Here is a 16,839-nt window from a genome sequence, read left to right on the forward strand (position 1 = left end):
GCGGCCAGCACAAACATCGGACTCAATCATCTAGGCGGGATCCATCCCGGCTTCGAGGTAGTCGTGTACCGGCTTCATCGGACCGAGTGTCAGGTCCGTGACGATATGGCTCGCGGAGATGATCTCCAGCACAGGCAGGTCGGCCAGGGGCGCGAGGACGTGCTCGAACAGTTGCAGCCTGGCCGGCGCGGTCCACGCCTCCTTGACCTCGATGTCGGTGATCTCCGTGCGCACCAGCTCGCAGGCCCGCATCGACGCGTCGTAGTCCGGGGCGAACTTGAGCATGTAGGTGGGGATGCTGATCTGCGCACGAGCGTCGTCAGGGTCCATGGCATGGTGTTTGTAGCCCATGGTCGCGGTGGCCACCCGGAGCGTGCCGTAGTCGAGGGTGCCGACCAGTGCGGCGTTGTCGATGTAGAGCGAGGGTGAGCCCAGGACCTTGGGATAGGCGCCGACCTCCCGTCCGCCGGCGGCCGCCGGGAAGCTGTCCAGGTACATCGCGTGCAGATACTCACCGGGTTCACCCTGGTAGCTGACCGAGAGAGCCTGTCCGGCCTCGGTGTAGGGGCCGTACCCGGTCACCTCGTTCATCCTCATCACCTCGAACCGGACGACGGGGTCCGCGATCTCCAGCGGCTCCGGTGTCACGGCTCTGGCGGCGTCCGGATCCGTCCGGTAGAAGATGTTGAGGTACTCGCGATCGATGTATTTGGGCAGCATCGGCGGGTAGGCGGGAGCACCGATCGGGGTGGCGTAATGACGGCGCACATCTTCGGCACGCATGGTTCTTCTGGCTCCTCTGGGACGGATCGGGCCCGACGGCCTAGGCGACGCTGATCGGGATGGACTGGGGACCTCGCGCGCTGCGGGCGGTCCGCATCGTGACGTCTCCGGCGATCCGCATGTCCGGGAAGCGGGCGAACAGCTCGCGCAGGGCGATCTCCGCCTCCAGCCGCGCCAGCCCTGAGCCGACGCAGTGATGCGCACCGGCGGAGAACGAGATGTGTTCCCGGATGTTGCCCCGGGTGATGTCGAAGCGATGAGGGTCGGTGAACACCTTCGGGTCGCGGTTGGCGCCCCCCAGCAGCTGGACGAGCCAACCGCCGCGCGGAATCGGCCGGCCGTCGAGTTCGACGTCCTCGAGGGCCATCCGGACGGTGAACATCGCCGGTGGGTCGTAGCGGAGAGCCTCTTCCACCACGTCGGGCGCGATCTCGGGGCGGTCGAGGAACAGTCGTTGCTGATCCGGGTGGTCCAACAGAAAGCGCACGCTGTTGGAGATGAGGTTGACGGTGGTCTCGAGACCGGCCGCCAGCAGCAGCCCGATCAGCCCGATCAGCTCTTCGTCGGTGACCGGCCGGCCGTCGACCTCGGCGCCGACCAGGCCGCTGATCGCGTTGTCACGGGGAGCGCGGCGGTTCTCCTCGATCAGCCGCGTGAAGAACGCCGTCATCTCCGCCAGCACCGCGCGTACCAGTCGGCGCTCCCCCATGGTGCGTACGCCGTCGATGGTGGTGGCCAGTGCCATGCCCCACCGGCCGAACTGCTCGTAGTCCTCGATCTCGATGCCGAGCATGTCACCGATGACGGCGGTGGGCACCTGCGAGGAGAAGTCCCGGACCAGATCGAAGTCCTCGCCGACGGAGATGCGGTCCAGATGGCTGTGGACGATCTTTTCGACCTTGGCGGCGCGGGCGCGCAGGGCGCTGGCGGTGAACCAGGGCGCGACGAGTCTGCGCAGCCGGGTGTGCTCGGGGGGATTCACCGCCAGCAGCGACCGCTCGATGGGGTGGATCAGCGTATCCGCGTCCCCTTGGGACATCTCCCAGGCCGGGGGCGACGGGGGAACCGGCATGCCGAACCGGGGGTCCTTCAGGACGGATCGACACCGCGCGTGTGAGACGGTGCAGAAGATCCCGAGCCTGCTGCGGTAGACATCGCCCCGCTCCCGGATCTGTTCGTACAGCGGAAACGGGTCCGTGGGCTGCCGGATTGCCAGCAGTTTCGCGGCGGGATCCCCGGCCAGCGCGGCCCCCGCCATCATGGTCCGGAAGGTGGCGAACTTGATCGCCGTACGAGCACCTCTGATGCCCATCATCGGATGTCCTCTTCTCAAGGTCAGTTGACCTTGCGGTCGCTGTCCGCCCACAGTTGCTCGCGGAGTGTTCTGCGCAGGATCTTGCCGCTGGGGTTACGCGGCACCGCGTCGATGACGTGGTACTTGGCGGGGATCTTGAAGCGGGCGAGCTGGCCGCTCAGGAACCGCGTCAGCTCCTGTGCCTGTACGTCATGGCCCTGGCGCAGCACGAGGTACGCGCGCACCTCTTCGCCCGACCCGGAGTCCGGGGCGCCCACCACCGCGGCCTCAGCGATGGCCGAGTGCCGGCACAGGGCGTTCTCCACCTCAGCCGGGTATACGTTCTCCCCGCCGACGATGATGGTGTCGCTGATCCGGTCGCGGATGTAGAGGTAGCCGTCCTCGTCCCTGTAGCCCGCGTCCCCGGTGACGATCCAGCCGTCGACGAGGGTCCTCGCCGTCGCGTCGGGCAGATTCCAGTACCCGGCCATCCGGGCCGGCGTGTGCAGCCACACCTGGCCGATCTCTCCCGTGGGCACGTCGTCGCCCCGGGAGTCCACGATCCTCATCCGTATGCCGGGATAGGGAAGTCCGGCCGCGGCGAGCCGGGGACTGCCCGGCCGATGCTCCGAGGGGGGCAGACAGATCGCGGTGTTGCCGGTCTCGGTGAGCCCGTAGATCTGGGCCAGGTCGCAGTCGAAGACGTCCAGGCCGCGGCGCAGCAGCGTGTCCGAGATCGGGGACCCTCCATAAACCACCTTGCGCAGCGAGGCGAAGTCCGGTCTGCCGACATTCGGCTCGTCCAGGATCATGCGCATCATGGCGGGCACCATGCAGGTGGTGGTGATACGGGCTTCCCTGATGAGGTCGACCGCACGCAGGCTGTCGAACGCGGGGAGCAGGACGTTCGTGACACCGGCGTTGAGTCCTTGCGTCGCCCACCACAGGCCGCCGATGTGGAAGCCGGGCAGGCACACCAGGCTCCGGTCGTCCGCACGCCAGTCGATCCACTCCAGCCCGTGTTCGGCGAGCATGCCGGCGACGGCGAAGAAGCTGCGCTGGGCCAGCACGACGCCCTTGGGCGCCCCGGTCGTACCGCTCGTGTAGATCTGTACCACTTCGGTGTCCGCGTCGGCGGATATGGCGAACCCGGTGCCGGCGGGCCGGTCGTCGGCCCATGCCTCGAAACCGGCCGTGTCCAGCGGGACGGTGCGCCGAAGCCCCGGCAGGGCCGACTGGGCCTCCCGCACCAGCGGGGCCAGGGCCGGACCGAAGAACAACAGCTCGGCACCGGAATCACGCAGGATGTGGGTGACCTCGGCAGCGGTCAGCCGCCAGTCGATCGGGACGAGGACCGCGCCCATCTTGGCGCAGGCGAGCACGATCTCGTGAAATCTCTCCGAGTCGGGGGCGAAGTGCGCGATGCGGCTGCCGCGCCGGACGCCGGAGGCGGCCAGCGCCCGAGCGGTCCGGTCGCTCCTTCGGTCCAGTTCCTGGTAGGTGACCTGGACCGATCCGAAGACCAGCGCGGGGTGATGGGGCCGTTCGGCCGCGTGGCGGGCCACGCTGTCCTGAAGTGTGCTGGGCCTTGTGCTGGGCTGCGTGCTGCTCATCCGGTGCCTCGCTCGCCAGGAGTAACGGTCAGTGCCAGGTGTAGGAGTCGAGCCAGTGGCGGCCGCCGGCCGACGGCGCCGGGCCGGCAGGGGGGCCGGGCCGTGCGGTGCCGGCGGCTTCGATGAGGACGTGTGCGTTGACCCCGGTGAAGCCGAAGGCGTTGACGCCTGCCAGCCGGTGCTCTTCCGAGGGCCACGGCAGGGCCTTCGTCGGCACCGTCACCGACGTCGGCCGGCTGAAGACGGCCGGATCGGGATCGGTGAAGTCGGGTTGCGCGGGCACGGTGCGGTGGCGCAGCGCGAGAATCGCCCTGACCAGTCCCACGGCCCCCGAGGCGGTCTCCAGGTAACCGAGGTTGGCCTTTCCGCTGCCGACGTAGAGCGGCGGGCAGTCCGTGGAGTTCCGTTCGTACGCGGTGGCTATCGCATCGATCTCGATGGCGTCGGCGACCTTGTCAGCGCTGCCGTGCGCCTCGACGTAGCCGACCCGTGCCGCGTCGACCCCGGCCGCGGTCAGGCATGCCCGGATCGCCTGCTGCTGTCCCGCGGAGGACGGGGCGGACATGGTGGATCGCCGGCCGTGCTGATGGATCGCGCTCGACCGGATCAGGGCGTACAGCGTGTCCTTGTCGGCGCGGGCGTCCTGCTCGCGCTTGAGCACCAGCACCACGCTTCCCTCGGCGCGGACGTATCCGTCGGCGCGGGCGGTGAAGGGCCGGCAGCGCCCGGCGGCCGACAGCATGCCCGCCTTGGCGAAGACCGCGGTGGTGACCGGTGACAGCAGCAGGTGGCTCACTCCCACGATCGCCACATCGCATTCCTTGCGGCGCAGTGCGGCGCCGGCGAGGTGCACCGCGACGAGAGTGGAGGAGCAGGCGGTGTCGACGGTCAGCGCCGGCCCGTTCAACCCGAGGCCGACGGAGATCCGCCCGGCGGCCCCGCTGACCACCGTGCCGGTGGCCATCGGCGCGGACATCCGGTCGGCGGTGAGGCCGTTGCGGATCCCGGCCAGGCCGTACTCGGGCGTGGTGACGGAGACGAAGACGCCCACGCGTCGACCGCCCGGGTCGGTGAGACCCGCGTCCTCCAACGCCCGGGACGTCTCGGTGAGCAGCAGTCGCTGCTGCGGGTCGAGACAGCGGGCGTCCTCCTCGGAGATGCCGAAGCGCTCGGCGTCGAAGAGGTCGATGTCGGTGAGGTACCCGCCCTGGCGGAGCGCGGCGGCGTACGGCGCGATGTCGGGGGCGGCGAGGTTCCATCGCGGTTGGCCCAGGCTGTCGGTGGGGACACCGGCCTGCTCGGTGGCCAGCACCCTGCCCTCGGCGACCATCGCCCACAGTTCGGCGGGGGTGTCGATGCCTCCGGGCAGGCGGCAGCTCATCCCCACGACCGCCAAGCCCTCGGTCTCGGCCTGGTGCTGTCGTGCGAGGAGCAGCATCAACTGGCTTTTGGAGAGTTTTTCCAGCGATTCGATGTACGCCCTCATCAGAGGTCCTTCCTCATCCGAGGTCCTTCAACGCCGCCAGTTCGGCATCGGCGTCCAGTGCGTCCAGCCCGCCGCTCGGGTCGGCCGTGCCGCCGTCGTCCGGCCGGAGCAGTGCGTCAAGGTGGACCACGAGCAGGTCCGTTGTCGGGTAGTCCATGGTGATCGACGCCGACAGGGAAGTACGCAGTGCAGCCTCCAAGCCGTTCTTGACGTCCACCGCGGCCAGTGAGTCCAGCCCCAGGTGTGTGAAGGGTGTGTCGGCCGGGATGTCACCCGTGGCGTCGAAGCGCAGCACTTTGGCCACGGTCCCCCGGACCAGGTCGGCGAGCGCCTGCCGTCGTCCGTCCTCGGGGAGCCCGGCCAGTTGATCGACGTCGAGGGTGCGTACGGTGTTGTCCCTCGGGCGTGCCAGCCGTTCGTACAGCGCGTTGGGCAGCGGCCTCGTCGCGGCGTACGTGGTCCAGTCGCACTCGCCGACCACGATCTGCGGAACGGGCTCGTCCAGCAACGTGGTCAATGCGCGGGCTCCGTCCCGGGGCCGGATGAAGACCATTCCCTGCCGTTCGAACGACTGCTTGTGCGCCTCGTCCAGGGCGGCGGCCATGCCGACCTCCGCCCACGGACCCCAGTCGATGGCGGTACCGGGCAGGCCGAGAGCGCCGCGCCAGTGCATGAGCGCGTCCAGAAAGGCGTTGCCCGCGGCGTAGTTGCACTGGCCCGCCTGGCCCAGCACGGCGGAGCTGGATCCGTATCCGATGAAGAACCTGACCTCGGGGAGGTCGGATGTCGCCTGGTGCAGCAGCCAGCTTCCGTAGACCTTGGCCCGGAAGACCTTGTCGATGTTGTCCCAGTCCTGCGAGTTCACGGGCCGGTCGGACAGCACGCCCGCCGCGTGGACGACACCGCCCACCGCCGGTCCTTCCTTCGTGAGACGCTCGAACAACGCGTCGACGGCGGCGGGATCCGCGATGTCCGCGGCGTACACACGGACACTGACCTGCTCGCCGAGGGTCTGCCCGACCCTCCGGAGCTCCTCGTCGTCGGGTTCTCGCCTGCTGACCAGCGCCAGGTGGCGCGCGCCGCGGTCCACCAACGTCCGAGCGGTCAGCAGGCCCAGGCCACCGAGCCCGCCGGTGATGAGGTACGTGTGGTCACCGTCGACCGGCGACGGCTCCGGCTCGGTCCGGGGCCGCTCCTCGGGGCCGCCCGAGACGAGCCGGCGGACATGGCGCCGGCCGTCACGGTAGGCGATCTGGAACTCGTCGGGTTCGCTGCTCAGCAACTCCCGCAACACGGTGGCCGGGTCGCTCTCGCCCACCGGCAGATCCAGGAGGGTCACCCGGTGGTTCGGATACTCGCTCAGCAATACCGCCCCGAAGCCCCAGACGCTGGAGGCGGACAGCCGTGTGCCGTCGTCGGCCTCGTCCTGGGGAAACCACTGGCCTCCTCTGGTCACCAGCCACAGCCGCTGGTCCGGCCCGAATCCGCAGCTCTCCAGGAGGCTGACCAGCTCCAGCAGCTCGGTGTACTGCCGCTCGCATGCGGCACGCAGCCCGTCGAGGCCGGGCTGCTCGCCCGGCTGCCAGAACCAGCACAGATCGGCCGGCCGCTGCGCGAGCAGATCGGGGAGCTGGGCCAGGTCGGAAGCGAAGGCGAGTGAGGTGCCGGTGCGCTCCGCCTCTTCGGCCAGTGACGCGTCCCCTTCCAGACCGCTGTGCAGCAGAACGACACCACGCCCTGGGACGGGCGTGGCCGAGGAGGCCGCTTCGATCCACTGGGGCTGATAGAACATCCGCCGCCGGGCGACGCCGGCCGAGGACATCCGCCTGAGTTCCAGGCCGTTCAGCACGCATACGACTCGTTCGCCGTCGTAGAGCGCCACATCGGCGACGAAGTCCGCATCGGTGGACTGCTGTGCGGGGAGCAGCCGGACCACGCTGCGCAGTGTCGCGCCACGGGGCCGACTGAGCAGTCGGAAGGACCGCAGCCGGACGGGAAGGCCGGGCTGGGTGATGGTGGCCAGGGTCTGTAACGCGCAGTCGAGGATCGCTGGGGGGAGGTGTTCGGTGGTCACCCCCGCCGGGCCGGTGATCTCTGCCGTCGCGAGGTTGTCACCGCGGCGGGTGAAGGACTCGATGAGACGGAATCGCGGGCCGTAGCCCATACCGGAGTCCACGAAGTCGGCGTAGAGCTCGGTGACCCGCTGGTCTCGCTGTTCCTCTCCCGCCTCGGCTCCGGCGATCTCTTCCAGCAGTTCGGAGCCGTCTTCGAGCGGTACGGCGTCCTGGCCCTCCTTGCCGATGGCCGCGGTGACATGCAGCCTCTCGATGCCCGCGTCGTCGCTGACGCTGAGGATCTCGATGTGCTCCCCGCCGTCCCCCGTGGCCCTGAGCCGGGTACGCAGACTGATGACGTCGTCCGACAGCAGGAGTGGCTCATGAATGCGCATGTCGTCGATCGGAAGGCGGGTGTGGCCGTGTACGGCGTCCACCGCGGCGATGAGCAGCTCGATGAACCCCGCCGCCGGGAACACCACTTGGCCGACGACCGTGTGATCCACCAGGTAGCCCGGCCGGTCGGCGCTGATTCTGCCGACGAACTCACGTACGCGGGCGCCGCGTTGCGCCTCGGTCGTGGTCTCGGTGCCGAGAAGAGGGTGATGGGCGCCGGCTCCCGTGTTTTTGCCGAGATCCGGCAGCCAGTACCGCTTGCGGTCGAAAGAGTAGGTCGGCAGGGTGAGCCGGGGCTTCGGCCGGCCTTCGTGGAACCCTCGCCACGACAGGGGCAGCCCCGCCGTGTAGAGCTGGGCGGCGGCTTCGTACGGCGAACGGTCCTGCTCCGCCGCGGCGCCCAGGGATGCCACCCACAGGTGCTGGGAGGCCGTCACACATGCGCGCCCGGAGTTGATCAGAGCTCGACCCGGCCCGATCTCCACCATGGCGTGCGGTCCATGGCCGGCCAGTGTCCGGATGCCACCGGCGAAGTCGACGGGTTCACGGATCAGCCGCGCCCAGTAGTCGGCGGAGCACACCTCGTCCACGTCGGCGATCTCGCCACTCAGATTGGAGATCAGGGTGATCTCGGGCTCCTGGAACCGCACCCCGGCGATGAGGCTCCGGAACTCCTCCAGCACCTCGTCCATCAGCGGTGAGTGAAAGGCATGGGAGACCGGGAGCCGCTTGGTACGCGGGCCACGCTCGGTCAGCTCCGCGGCCATCGCCTCCAGTGGCTCCGCGGCCCCCGACACCACGCACTGGTCAGGAGCGTTGATCGCGGCGAGCGAGAGGCCGGGGTACTGGTCCAGTAACGGAGCGATCTCTTCACCCGATGCCCGCACCGCCATCATCCCGCCCGGTGCCGACACCGACTGCATGAGCCGGGCCCGCGCCGCCACCAGCCCGATCGCGTCGGGAAGCGGGAAGACCCCCGCCACGGTGGCCGCCGCCACCTCACCGATGCTGTGCCCGATCACCGCGTCCGGACGGATGCCCCACGACTTCCACAGCTCTGCCAGGCCTACTTCCAGTGTGAACAGGGCCGGCTGGGTGTACCGGGTCTGGTCCAGCAGTCCGGCTCCGTGGCCTGCACCGAACATCACATCGCGGACGGGCGGCCCGTCCAGGTGTTCCGCGAAGAGCCGGTCACATGCGTCAACGGTGTCGCGGAAGACCCGATGGCTCCGGTAGAGCCCGGCAGCCATGCCGGGGTACTGGGAGCCCTGACCGCTGAACAGGAAGGCCACCTTGCGCTGGTGCGGGGTGTCCTCGGCCGTGTGGAGATGCCTGGCCAGCAGCGCCTCCAGGTCCGCCGGGCCGCCGACGACTCCGGCGACGCGCGAGGCATGATGCGCCCGCAGGACGTTGCTCGCGTGGCACAACTCCTCGACGTCGGTGTCCGGATGGTCGGCGAGATGACGCCGGTACCGCTCCAGCTGGAGGCCCAGTGCCTTACGGGTCCGGGCCGACAGGGTGAACACGGCCACGCCGGGCCGCGGCCGGGCGCTCTCCTCCCGCGCCGGGTCACACGCGGGAGCCTGCTCGATGACCGCGGACGCGATGGTGCCGGCGAAGCCGAAGGAGTTCACCAGGGCCCTGCGGGTACCGGTCGGCCAGGGTACGGGCTCGCGGGGCACCGCGACGGGGAGCTCGTCCCATGCGACATGGGTGGAGGGGATGTCCATGTTCAGGTGCGGGTAGATGAGCCCCTCGCCCAGCTGGAGCACCACCTTGATGATTCCGCTGACACCGGCCGCGGCCTCGGCATGGCCGAGGTTGGTCTTGCCCGACGCGACGAAGACCGGGGAGCCGGGGCTGTGCGACTCGGCGAAGACCTTGGCGATCGCGGACAGCTCGATGGGATCGCCCAGGGCGGTGCCGGTGCCGTGCGCCTCGACGAACTGGACGTCCTCGGGCCGCACCGCCGCGTTGAGCAGCGCCGCGCGCATCACTCGCTGCTGGGAACTTCCGTTGGGGACCGTGAGACCGGCGCCCTCGCCGTCCTGGCGGATCGCCGAGCCGCGTACCAGGGCCAGGATCCGGTCGCCGTCCCGCTGGGCGTCGGACAGCCGCTTGAGTGCCAGCGCACCGCACCCTTCGCTGCGGGAGTATCCGTCCGCGCGGTCGTCGAAGGTCTTGCAACGCCCGTCCGGGGCGAGCATGTTGGCATCGGTGGTCACGATGTGCGCCTGCGGGTGGTGGACCAGGTTGACCCCGGCGCACAGGGCGATGTCGCACTGCCGCTGCCGCAGGTCCTGCACGGCCATGTGCAGGGCGACCAGCGACGACGAGCAGGCCGTGTCGAAGCTCGCGCAGGGGCCGTGCCAGCCCAGGACATAGGACAGCCGGCCCGAGGCGGCGCTGTGGGCGGTCCCGGTTCCCATATAGCCGTTGATCGCCTCGTACGGCAGGGCCTCTGCGGCGATCATGTAGTCCGCCGAGCTGATCCCCACGTAGACACCGCCGTCGCTGCCGCGCAGCGCGTGCGCGTCGAGCCCCGCGTCCTCCAGCGCCTCCCACGCCGTCTCCAGCAGGAGCCGCTGCTGCGGGTCCACGTAGTCGGCCTCTTTCGGCGATATGCCGAAGAACGCGGGGTCGAACCGGTCGATGCCCTCGAGGAAGCCGCCGCCGCTTGTGCGGATCGTGCCTTTCGCGGTCGGGTCGTCGCTCTCGAACGCGGCGACGTCCCAGCGGTCGGAGGGAATGGGTCCGGTGCCGTCCCGCCCGGAGCGCAGAAACTCCGCCAATGACTCCCGCGTGTCGTTGCCGCCCGGCAGCCGCAGACCGATGCCCACGATGGCGATCGGTTCGTACTTCTCCAGCAGCAGCCGCTGGAGGAGCTCCGCGTTGGGGTCGGCGGCCTCCTGCCGACCGCTCTGGCTGCCCATGGGTGTCGTCATGTCGCTCCTGGTATGGGGTGCACGGCCGCTCCGCAGGCCTCAGCGGTAGAGGTTCCGCAGGATCTCGTGGACCATCGGCGGCAGCTCCTGAGCGTGCTGCGGTTCGGGTGTGCCCGCAGGTGTGCCGGCGGGGAACACATCGGAGAGCACGGTGTCCGCGAGATGATCGGTCAGGCTCCGGGACGTGGGGTGTTCGAACAACGCCTCGGTCTCGATCCTCCTGCCCAGCCGCCGGGTCAGACGTTGGCGAAGGTCGGTCAGCCGGAGCGAGGTCATTCCCAGATCGAAGAAGCTGACGTCGGCGCCCATCTCAGCGTCTTCCGGGAGCAGCAGGACTTCTCTGACCTCGGTATCGACGAGGTCCGCCAGTGTCTCTCTGCGGCGCGCCCGGGGAAGCGAGAGCAGCAGGTCCACCGCGTTCGCCTGCTCGGTCATCGCGGCGCACCCTGCGGCGGGTTGGTCAGCGCGAGCTGGATCTCGCCCGTGCACCGCCCGCCGTCCTCGTCCCAGAACCGGCACTCCGTCTCGATGAGGACCAACGGCGCCTTGCCATTCCCGCCGGAGCGCAGCTTGACGTCGGTGAAGCCCACCTCGCCGCGGAACTCCTGTCCCCGGATCGCGCGATGGAACCTGCTGGTGTACCGGGTGATCAGAATGTCGGAGAGCTGGCGCTGCCAGTAGTCGTCGAGTGTCCAGGCGTCGAAGGCGGGAGGCAGCCGGTTCTCGACGCACTTGGCGATCAGGTAGTAGGCGATCTGGTTGAAGCAGATGTTGAACTCGACCGCGTTGAAGTGGCCGGTGTCGTCGATGTAGCACGACTCCGTGATGCGGAACACGCCGGAGGCGGTGACGGTCTCGTTCTCCAGGCGTACCTCTGCGGGGCCGAGGTACCGGCAGTTCGTGCGGTACGGGCGCAGAACCCGTTCACGCAGAGCCGGGTCGTCGGGGTGCACCATGCCGGTTCCGGCGGTCGGCCACGCGAAGGAGCCGGCCATCAGGTCGCCGCCCGGTAGAAGGGGTGGTCGTCGTGGACGGTCACCCGGTACGAGGTGCTGGGCTCCGGTGTGGCGCTGTGCAACGCGCGGTGGACGAGGCTGCGGTTGTCCCAGATGAGCAGGTCGCCTGCGGTGAACGTCTGGGTGTGAATGTGCTCGTTGCTGAACGTCGTGTCGAGTTGACCGCTGGCCTCGAGCAGCCGGTGCAGCGAGTCGTCCTCCAGCGGCCGGCCGTGGTGGTCGTGCAGCTCGCAGGTGAGGGCCTCGCTGACGTAGAGCACCTCTTCCCCGGTGACCGGGTGGACGAAGACAGTGGGGTGGATCGCCGGCGGGGTCTTCTTCTCGATCTCGTCCAGGAGTTCACAGACGGGGCGGTAGACATCGGACGGCCGGATCTTGAAATAGCGCCTCGCGCTGTGCAGTCCCTTGGTCGTCCGCGCCGTCGAACGCAGTTGTTCGGGCAGGCCGGCGAACACCTTTCCCATGTCAATGTAGTGCGTTCCCCGTCTTGTCTTGGGGACCACTTGTGGGTAGGTCATCGTGATGCCGAACGGCCTGGGCATGAACGAGTAGTCCGCGTGCCAGAACGCGCCGGTCCTGGGGACCCCCACCTGCTGTGTCGACTCCGGGGTGCTGGAGGACACGAATATCTCTTCGTGGTCGGGGTGGTGGTACATCGGCTCGTAATAGACCTCGATGGTACCGAGTGCCTTTCCGAGTGCGATGAACTGCTGCGGACTGAGGTGCTGGTCCTTCAGGATCAGTAACTTCTCCCGGTATATTGCACTCTTCAGGGAGAGCACATCGGATGTCGACAGCGTTTCGACATCGAAATCGGTGACAGTAGCACCCATTTTCTGGCCGACTTGCGGCGTGATCTGCATGTGAATAATTCCCCCGTTCTCGTAACCCGCCGAACGCTACCGAGGCCAACAGCCGGGAGGCAAGGGACAATGCCCACCAACTCCAAGGCGATAAAACGGAGAATGGCATTCCGCCGGTTCCGGATCGAACACGAAGAAGTGGGAATGCCCGAAATCCTGTAGGTGAACGTGGTTACACCTCGCATTTTCCGCCGCCGGCGGTTCTGCCTCAGTCGTCGAGCAGCCGCCGTGCGGTGAGGGCGAGCCTGGCCCGCATCAGTCCGGTGGGCTGGGTGAGTTCGATGCCCAGGGTCTTTCCGATGTGGTCGAGTCGGCGGGCGACGCTGCTGTGGTGCAGGTGGAGAAGGTCAGCGGCCCGGCGCAGGGAACCGGTGGCGCAGTAGGCCTCCAGGGTCTCCAGATCTTCCGGGTTGCCGGCCACGCGGGCGATCGCGGCCACGTCGGTGTTGTCGCGCGAGGCGTCCTGAGGTATCTCGGCCAGCAGCGCCAGCGCGCCCAGGTCGTTGTAGTGGACGACGGGTTCGCGCGGGCTGGTGAAGCGGAGGGCGGTGCGGGCTTCGCGCCAGGATCGGTCGGGGCTTTCCGCGGCGCCGATGCCCGCACGTACGCCCGCTGGGAACCGGGCCGGGTCGAGGGTGGTGGCCAGGATGACGCCCACCTCGGCGAGAGGAGCCGCCTTCACCGGGCGGGCCGGGCAGACCAGACCGCCGATCTGGTCGAGCGGAAGCCGCGCGTGCACGGCGGCGACGCGGACCGGCAGGCCGGCGGGGAAACCCAGGAGGCGCAGCGCCCGCGCTCTGGCCGCCTCGTCGCTGTCGGAGCTGATCGCCAGTTCCACGAGGGCGGGGTCGGCCATCGTGGTGCGGGTCGGTCCGTACCGCTCGGCGACGGCCGCGGCGGCGATGGCGAGCCGGTCCAGCAGCGCTTCGTCGAGCGGGTTCGGCGGGCCGGGGCGTTCCAACCACACCGTGCCGATCTCCTCCTCATCGAGGGTGATCGGCGCCGTGCTGGACGCGGGCGCCGGCGGGGCGGAGGTTTCCTTGCCATCGGGCGAGACCCGGATCACCCGCCCCGTGCCGTGGAGCCGAATCCCCGCCACGCACTCGGCCAGGCCCGCCGAGGCCCGGGCGAGCGCCGGGAGATCCACCCGTCGGCGCATCAGCGTGTCGTAGAACGCGACGATGCGGATCGCGCCTTGGACGTGCGAATCCAGGTGCGACAGCCGTTCGGCCAGGGCCTCCATGGCACAAGGATAGGCGCCGGACACCATCGGCCGGCCGCACGGCTGCTCATGGGCCATGGGTGACGTGGACACCGGACACCCGTACGAACTCGACGCACCCGTGGTGGCATAGTGGGGCCTCGGTGCCGCGCGGTCCGGCATCGGGCCACAGGCGTGCGGTTCGGGATCCGGACGGACCAGACGCCGCGGCAGGAAGTGCCGCACCCCGTGACTCGTTGGGCGCGCGATCGGAGAGCGACGGATGCCGAGTGGACTCATCGCGCTGGCACTCGGCGGTTTCGGCATCGGTCTGACCGAGTTCCTGATCGCCGGGCTGCTGCCGCAGGTGGCGTCGAGTCTCTCGGTGTCCGAGGCGGCAGCGGGCTGGCTGATCTCCGGGTACGCGTTGAGTGTCGCGGTCGGCGCGATCGCGCTGACCGCGGCGACGGCGCGGCTGCCCCGCAAGGGGATCCTGGTCGGCCTGGTGGCGTTGTTCGTCATCGGCAACCTGTTGTCCGCCCTGGCGGCGAGCTATCCGGTGATGCTGCTCGGGCGGATCGTCGCGGCGCTGTGCCATGGTTCGTTCTTCGGTATCGGCTCGCTGGTCGCCCGCAGTCTGGTCGCGCCGGAGAAGAAGTCCCGCGCGGTGGCGGTCATGTTCGCCGGGCTGACGGTTGCGAACGTGCTGGGCGTGCCGTTCGGTGCGCTGGTCGGTGAGCGCTGGGGTTGGAGAGCGGCCTTCTGGGCGGTCACCGGAATCGGCGTGCTCGCGCTGGCGGGAATCGTCGCCCTCGTCCCCAGCTGGGCGGGAGAGACGCGGCCGCCGACCGTGAAGGGCAGCTCCGGTCCGATACCGCCCAGCGGCTTGCGGGCCCAGTTCCGTGCGTTCCGCTCCTGGCAGGTCTGGCTGACCCTGGCGGCCACCGCGCTCAGCTATGGCGGGATGTTCGGTGCGTTCAGCTACATCGCCTACACGTTCACCGAGGTCGGCGGCTTCTCCTCAGCGGATGTCGCCTGGTTGCTGATGGTGTACGGCGCCGGCCTGGTCGTCGGGAACCTGATCGGCGGGCGAGCGGCCGACCGTGACCGTGACCGCGCCCTGGTCCTCGCCCTGCTCGGGCTCACCATCACCCTGGCCCTGTTCGGTCTGCTGGCCGACAGCGCCACCGCGTCGGTGATACTGGTGTTTCTGATGGGGCTGTTCGGGTTCGCCAGCGTGCCCGGCATGATCACTCGCGTCACCGACTTCGCCCACGGGGCGGCGCTGGCCGCCAGTGCCAACGTGTCCGCGTCCAACATCGGCAACGCGCTTGGGGCCTGGCTCGGGGGCCTGGCCATCACCGCGGGCCTCGGCTACACCGCACCGCTCTACGTCGGCGCCGGGATCGTTCTGATCTCCGTCATCGTCATGGTCATTGCCGCACACCAAGCCAGGTCACCCGCGCAGCAGGCCGACCACTCCCTGTGAATGAATGCCGTTGAGGCGGCCATAGATCACCGGTGCCGCCACGGGGTCGAACGGTTCACTGTGCCCCTGCCTTCCACCGCCGGTCGTCGCCGCCCTGGTCCGGCAGCAGGAACAGCGCGTCGCCCCAGAACGGTGTCACCGCGTGGCCCGGCGCGATCGCCGAGCGGACCACCCCGCGGGAGTCGACCGTGAAACGCAGGTTCTGGCCGTTACGGCTGTAGACCGCGGAGCACTCCCAGATGCCGACGCCCTGGTCCGTGGAGCCCCGGCTGTCCAGGCAGAAGCCGGGATCGGCGAACGACTGGAGGACACCGCGCGCGGTGTCGACGCGCCAGCGCTGCGTGGCGGACGATGTGCAGGGCGCGGTGATGACGTCCGTGCCCAGGTCCATCACCCCATCGCGGATGTCAAGGCACAGGCCCGAGGCAACGTTCACCATCTGGGCGTACGTGCCGTTCGGGGGATGTGCCGCAGGCGGCTGAGCCGTCGGCTTCCGCGTCGGCTTCGGCTTCCGCTTGGGCTTGGGCGTCGTTTGCGGGAACACCGGCTGGGTCGTCTTCGACGAGGCCGGGGTCGGCGTCGGGCTCGGCGACTTCGTCCCCGTCGTCGGGGAGGAAGATGGCGTCTGCGGGGCCTCCGCCGCGGCCGTCACTGACGGCGGTGGCGTGCGGACGCTGCTCGCGGCCTGCACATGTTCCGAACCGCCCGAGATCAACAGGTACACCAGCAGCGGGGCCACCGCCGCCCCCACGGCCGTCACGCCCAGCGCGATCCGCCGGGAGGGCCGCCAGCTCGAGAGTCCGTCGGCGCCGGCCCTGTTCTGCTCGCCCGTGTCGCCCCTGACGTACGCCGCGCCACCCCACGGGAGCAGTCCCTCCGCCAGCGCCGTGCGGGGAGCGTCGCGCAGCTGCGACAGCTCCTCGTACGCGGTGGCGCAGTGCGCGCAGCGCCCCATGTGGGTGTGCAGATCCACGCTGTAGCGCGGGGTGCCGGGTCGCACCGACTCCTCGATCAGCCGCTGGAAACCCTGACACTGCGGATTGCCGGAAGTGGCCAGCCGGGTCCTCAGCAGGGACTGGCGCAGCCTCCAGAACGCCGGTTCGATGCCGTACGCCACGTCCTGTGGGGACAGACCCAACAGACCGGCCACCCGCTCCGGCGGCTCCTGTTCGACGATGCCGTGCCAGAGCAGGCACTGCCCACGGACCGGAAGTTCCTGGAACGCGGCGAGCATCGGTGGGAGCGGGACCTCGGGGCCGTCCCTGTACACCTGCGTGAGCAGGTCGACGTCGAGACGGGCGGCGCGTTCGTCCGCGGCCCAGGAGGTGGCCACGCGACCTGCCAGCAGCAGGAGTTGGTGACGCCAGGAGCCGTGCGGCTCGCTGCCGCGGACCGTGTCGCGGGCCGCGAGCGCAAACGCCTGGGCGGTGAGCTGCCGGGCCGCGTTCTCGTCGGCCGTGCACACGCGCGCGTATACGAGGACCGAGGGACGGTGACGTGCGCGTAACTCGCGCAGCGCCGGATAGGCGGTCGGGGAGCCCGTCCGCAGCAACTTGGTCAGCTGGGCATCGGACATCTCGCCGACCACACACTCGCCGGCCTCGACGTCACCGTCGTCCCGCGCCGCCCGGGTCATCCACTGTCTCCCTTGCACCCTCGCCGCTGTCCGGCGGGCATGTCTGAGACTGAGAGGCACCGG

At 69.4% G+C, this 16,839-nt stretch carries 11 protein-coding genes; 1 reads left to right on the plus strand and 10 read right to left on the minus strand.

Annotated features, from left to right (window positions below; genetic code table 11):
- Positions 1-30 precede the first annotated feature (30 nt).
- From ACWY4P_RS04115 to ACWY4P_RS04155, 9 genes are all read right to left on the minus strand, one after another.
- On the minus strand, positions 31-783 hold the full coding sequence (locus ACWY4P_RS04115; protein WP_456208718.1) for an acetoacetate decarboxylase: 753 nt from the start codon (positions 781-783) through the stop codon (positions 31-33).
- Positions 784-823: 40 nt separating this feature from the next.
- The gene (locus ACWY4P_RS04120) at positions 824-2,098 is read right to left on the minus strand and encodes a cytochrome P450 (RefSeq protein WP_456208720.1); all 1,275 of its coding nucleotides are present in this window, start codon (positions 2,096-2,098) and stop codon (positions 824-826) included.
- Positions 2,099-2,118: 20 nt separating this feature from the next.
- Entirely contained in the window at positions 2,119-3,690 is a 1,572-nt protein-coding gene (locus ACWY4P_RS04125) for a long-chain-fatty-acid--CoA ligase (protein ID WP_456208722.1), read from the minus strand.
- Between the two features lie 28 nt (positions 3,691-3,718).
- The gene (locus ACWY4P_RS04130) at positions 3,719-5,176 is read right to left on the minus strand and encodes a beta-ketoacyl [acyl carrier protein] synthase domain-containing protein (RefSeq protein WP_456208724.1); all 1,458 of its coding nucleotides are present in this window, start codon (positions 5,174-5,176) and stop codon (positions 3,719-3,721) included.
- Positions 5,177-5,189: 13 nt separating this feature from the next.
- Positions 5,190-10,571, minus strand: a complete 5,382-nt coding sequence (locus ACWY4P_RS04135) for a type I polyketide synthase (protein WP_456208725.1) — start codon at positions 10,569-10,571, stop codon at positions 5,190-5,192.
- Positions 10,572-10,610: 39 nt separating this feature from the next.
- A complete protein-coding gene (locus tag ACWY4P_RS04140; protein ID WP_456208726.1) occupies positions 10,611-11,006 on the minus strand; it encodes an acyl carrier protein in 396 nt (131 codons plus the stop codon).
- Complete coding sequence (locus ACWY4P_RS04145) at positions 11,003-11,566, minus strand: FcoT family thioesterase (protein ID WP_456208727.1); 564 nt, start codon at positions 11,564-11,566, stop codon at positions 11,003-11,005. The genes ACWY4P_RS04140 and ACWY4P_RS04145 overlap by 4 nt, the downstream gene beginning before the upstream one ends.
- Positions 11,566-12,450, minus strand: coding sequence for a (3R)-3-[(carboxymethyl)amino]fatty acid oxygenase/decarboxylase (scoE, locus tag ACWY4P_RS04150; RefSeq protein WP_456208728.1), 885 nt, complete (start codon positions 12,448-12,450; stop codon positions 11,566-11,568). Before scoE ends, ACWY4P_RS04145 begins: the two co-directional genes overlap by 1 nt.
- 208 nt (positions 12,451-12,658) lie before the next feature.
- Positions 12,659-13,693: a PucR family transcriptional regulator gene (locus ACWY4P_RS04155; RefSeq protein WP_456208729.1), complete on the minus strand. Its 1,035-nt coding sequence runs from the start codon at positions 13,691-13,693 to the stop codon at positions 12,659-12,661.
- 241 nt (positions 13,694-13,934) lie between these two features.
- On the opposite strand from ACWY4P_RS04155, the gene ACWY4P_RS04160 reads away from it, so the two are divergent.
- Complete coding sequence (locus ACWY4P_RS04160; protein ID WP_456208730.1) at positions 13,935-15,140, plus strand: MFS transporter; 1,206 nt, start codon at positions 13,935-13,937, stop codon at positions 15,138-15,140.
- Positions 15,141-15,195: 55 nt separating this feature from the next.
- On the opposite strand, the gene ACWY4P_RS04165 is transcribed toward ACWY4P_RS04160, so the two are convergent.
- Positions 15,196-16,776, minus strand: coding sequence for a ricin-type beta-trefoil lectin domain protein (locus tag ACWY4P_RS04165; protein ID WP_456208731.1), 1,581 nt, complete (start codon positions 16,774-16,776; stop codon positions 15,196-15,198).
- Between the last annotated feature and the right edge of the window lie 63 nt (positions 16,777-16,839).

This window comes from Streptomyces sp. LZ34 (assembly GCF_053890475.1).

Bases quoted from the DNA above. Each gene is read 5' to 3' on its own strand.
- ACWY4P_RS04130 (WP_456208724.1), bottom strand. From the start codon at position 5,176: ATGAGGGCGTACATCGAATCGCTGGAAAAACTCTCCAAAAGCCAGTTG.
- ACWY4P_RS04140 (WP_456208726.1), bottom strand. From the start codon at position 11,006: ATGACCGAGCAGGCGAACGCGGTGGACCTGCTGCTCTCGCTTCCCCGG.
- ACWY4P_RS04120 (WP_456208720.1), bottom strand. From the start codon at position 2,098: ATGATGGGCATCAGAGGTGCTCGTACGGCGATCAAGTTCGCCACCTTC.
- ACWY4P_RS04165 (WP_456208731.1), bottom strand. From the start codon at position 16,776: ATGACCCGGGCGGCGCGGGACGACGGTGACGTCGAGGCCGGCGAGTGT.
- ACWY4P_RS04125 (WP_456208722.1), bottom strand. From the start codon at position 3,690: ATGAGCAGCACGCAGCCCAGCACAAGGCCCAGCACACTTCAGGACAGC.
- ACWY4P_RS04145 (WP_456208727.1), bottom strand. From the start codon at position 11,566: ATGGCCGGCTCCTTCGCGTGGCCGACCGCCGGAACCGGCATGGTGCAC.
- ACWY4P_RS04135 (WP_456208725.1), bottom strand. From the start codon at position 10,571: ATGACGACACCCATGGGCAGCCAGAGCGGTCGGCAGGAGGCCGCCGAC.
- ACWY4P_RS04155 (WP_456208729.1), bottom strand. From the start codon at position 13,693: ATGGAGGCCCTGGCCGAACGGCTGTCGCACCTGGATTCGCACGTCCAA.
- ACWY4P_RS04115 (WP_456208718.1), bottom strand. From the start codon at position 783: ATGCGTGCCGAAGATGTGCGCCGTCATTACGCCACCCCGATCGGTGCT.
- scoE (WP_456208728.1), bottom strand. From the start codon at position 12,450: ATGCAGATCACGCCGCAAGTCGGCCAGAAAATGGGTGCTACTGTCACC.
- ACWY4P_RS04160 (WP_456208730.1), top strand. From the start codon at position 13,935: ATGCCGAGTGGACTCATCGCGCTGGCACTCGGCGGTTTCGGCATCGGT.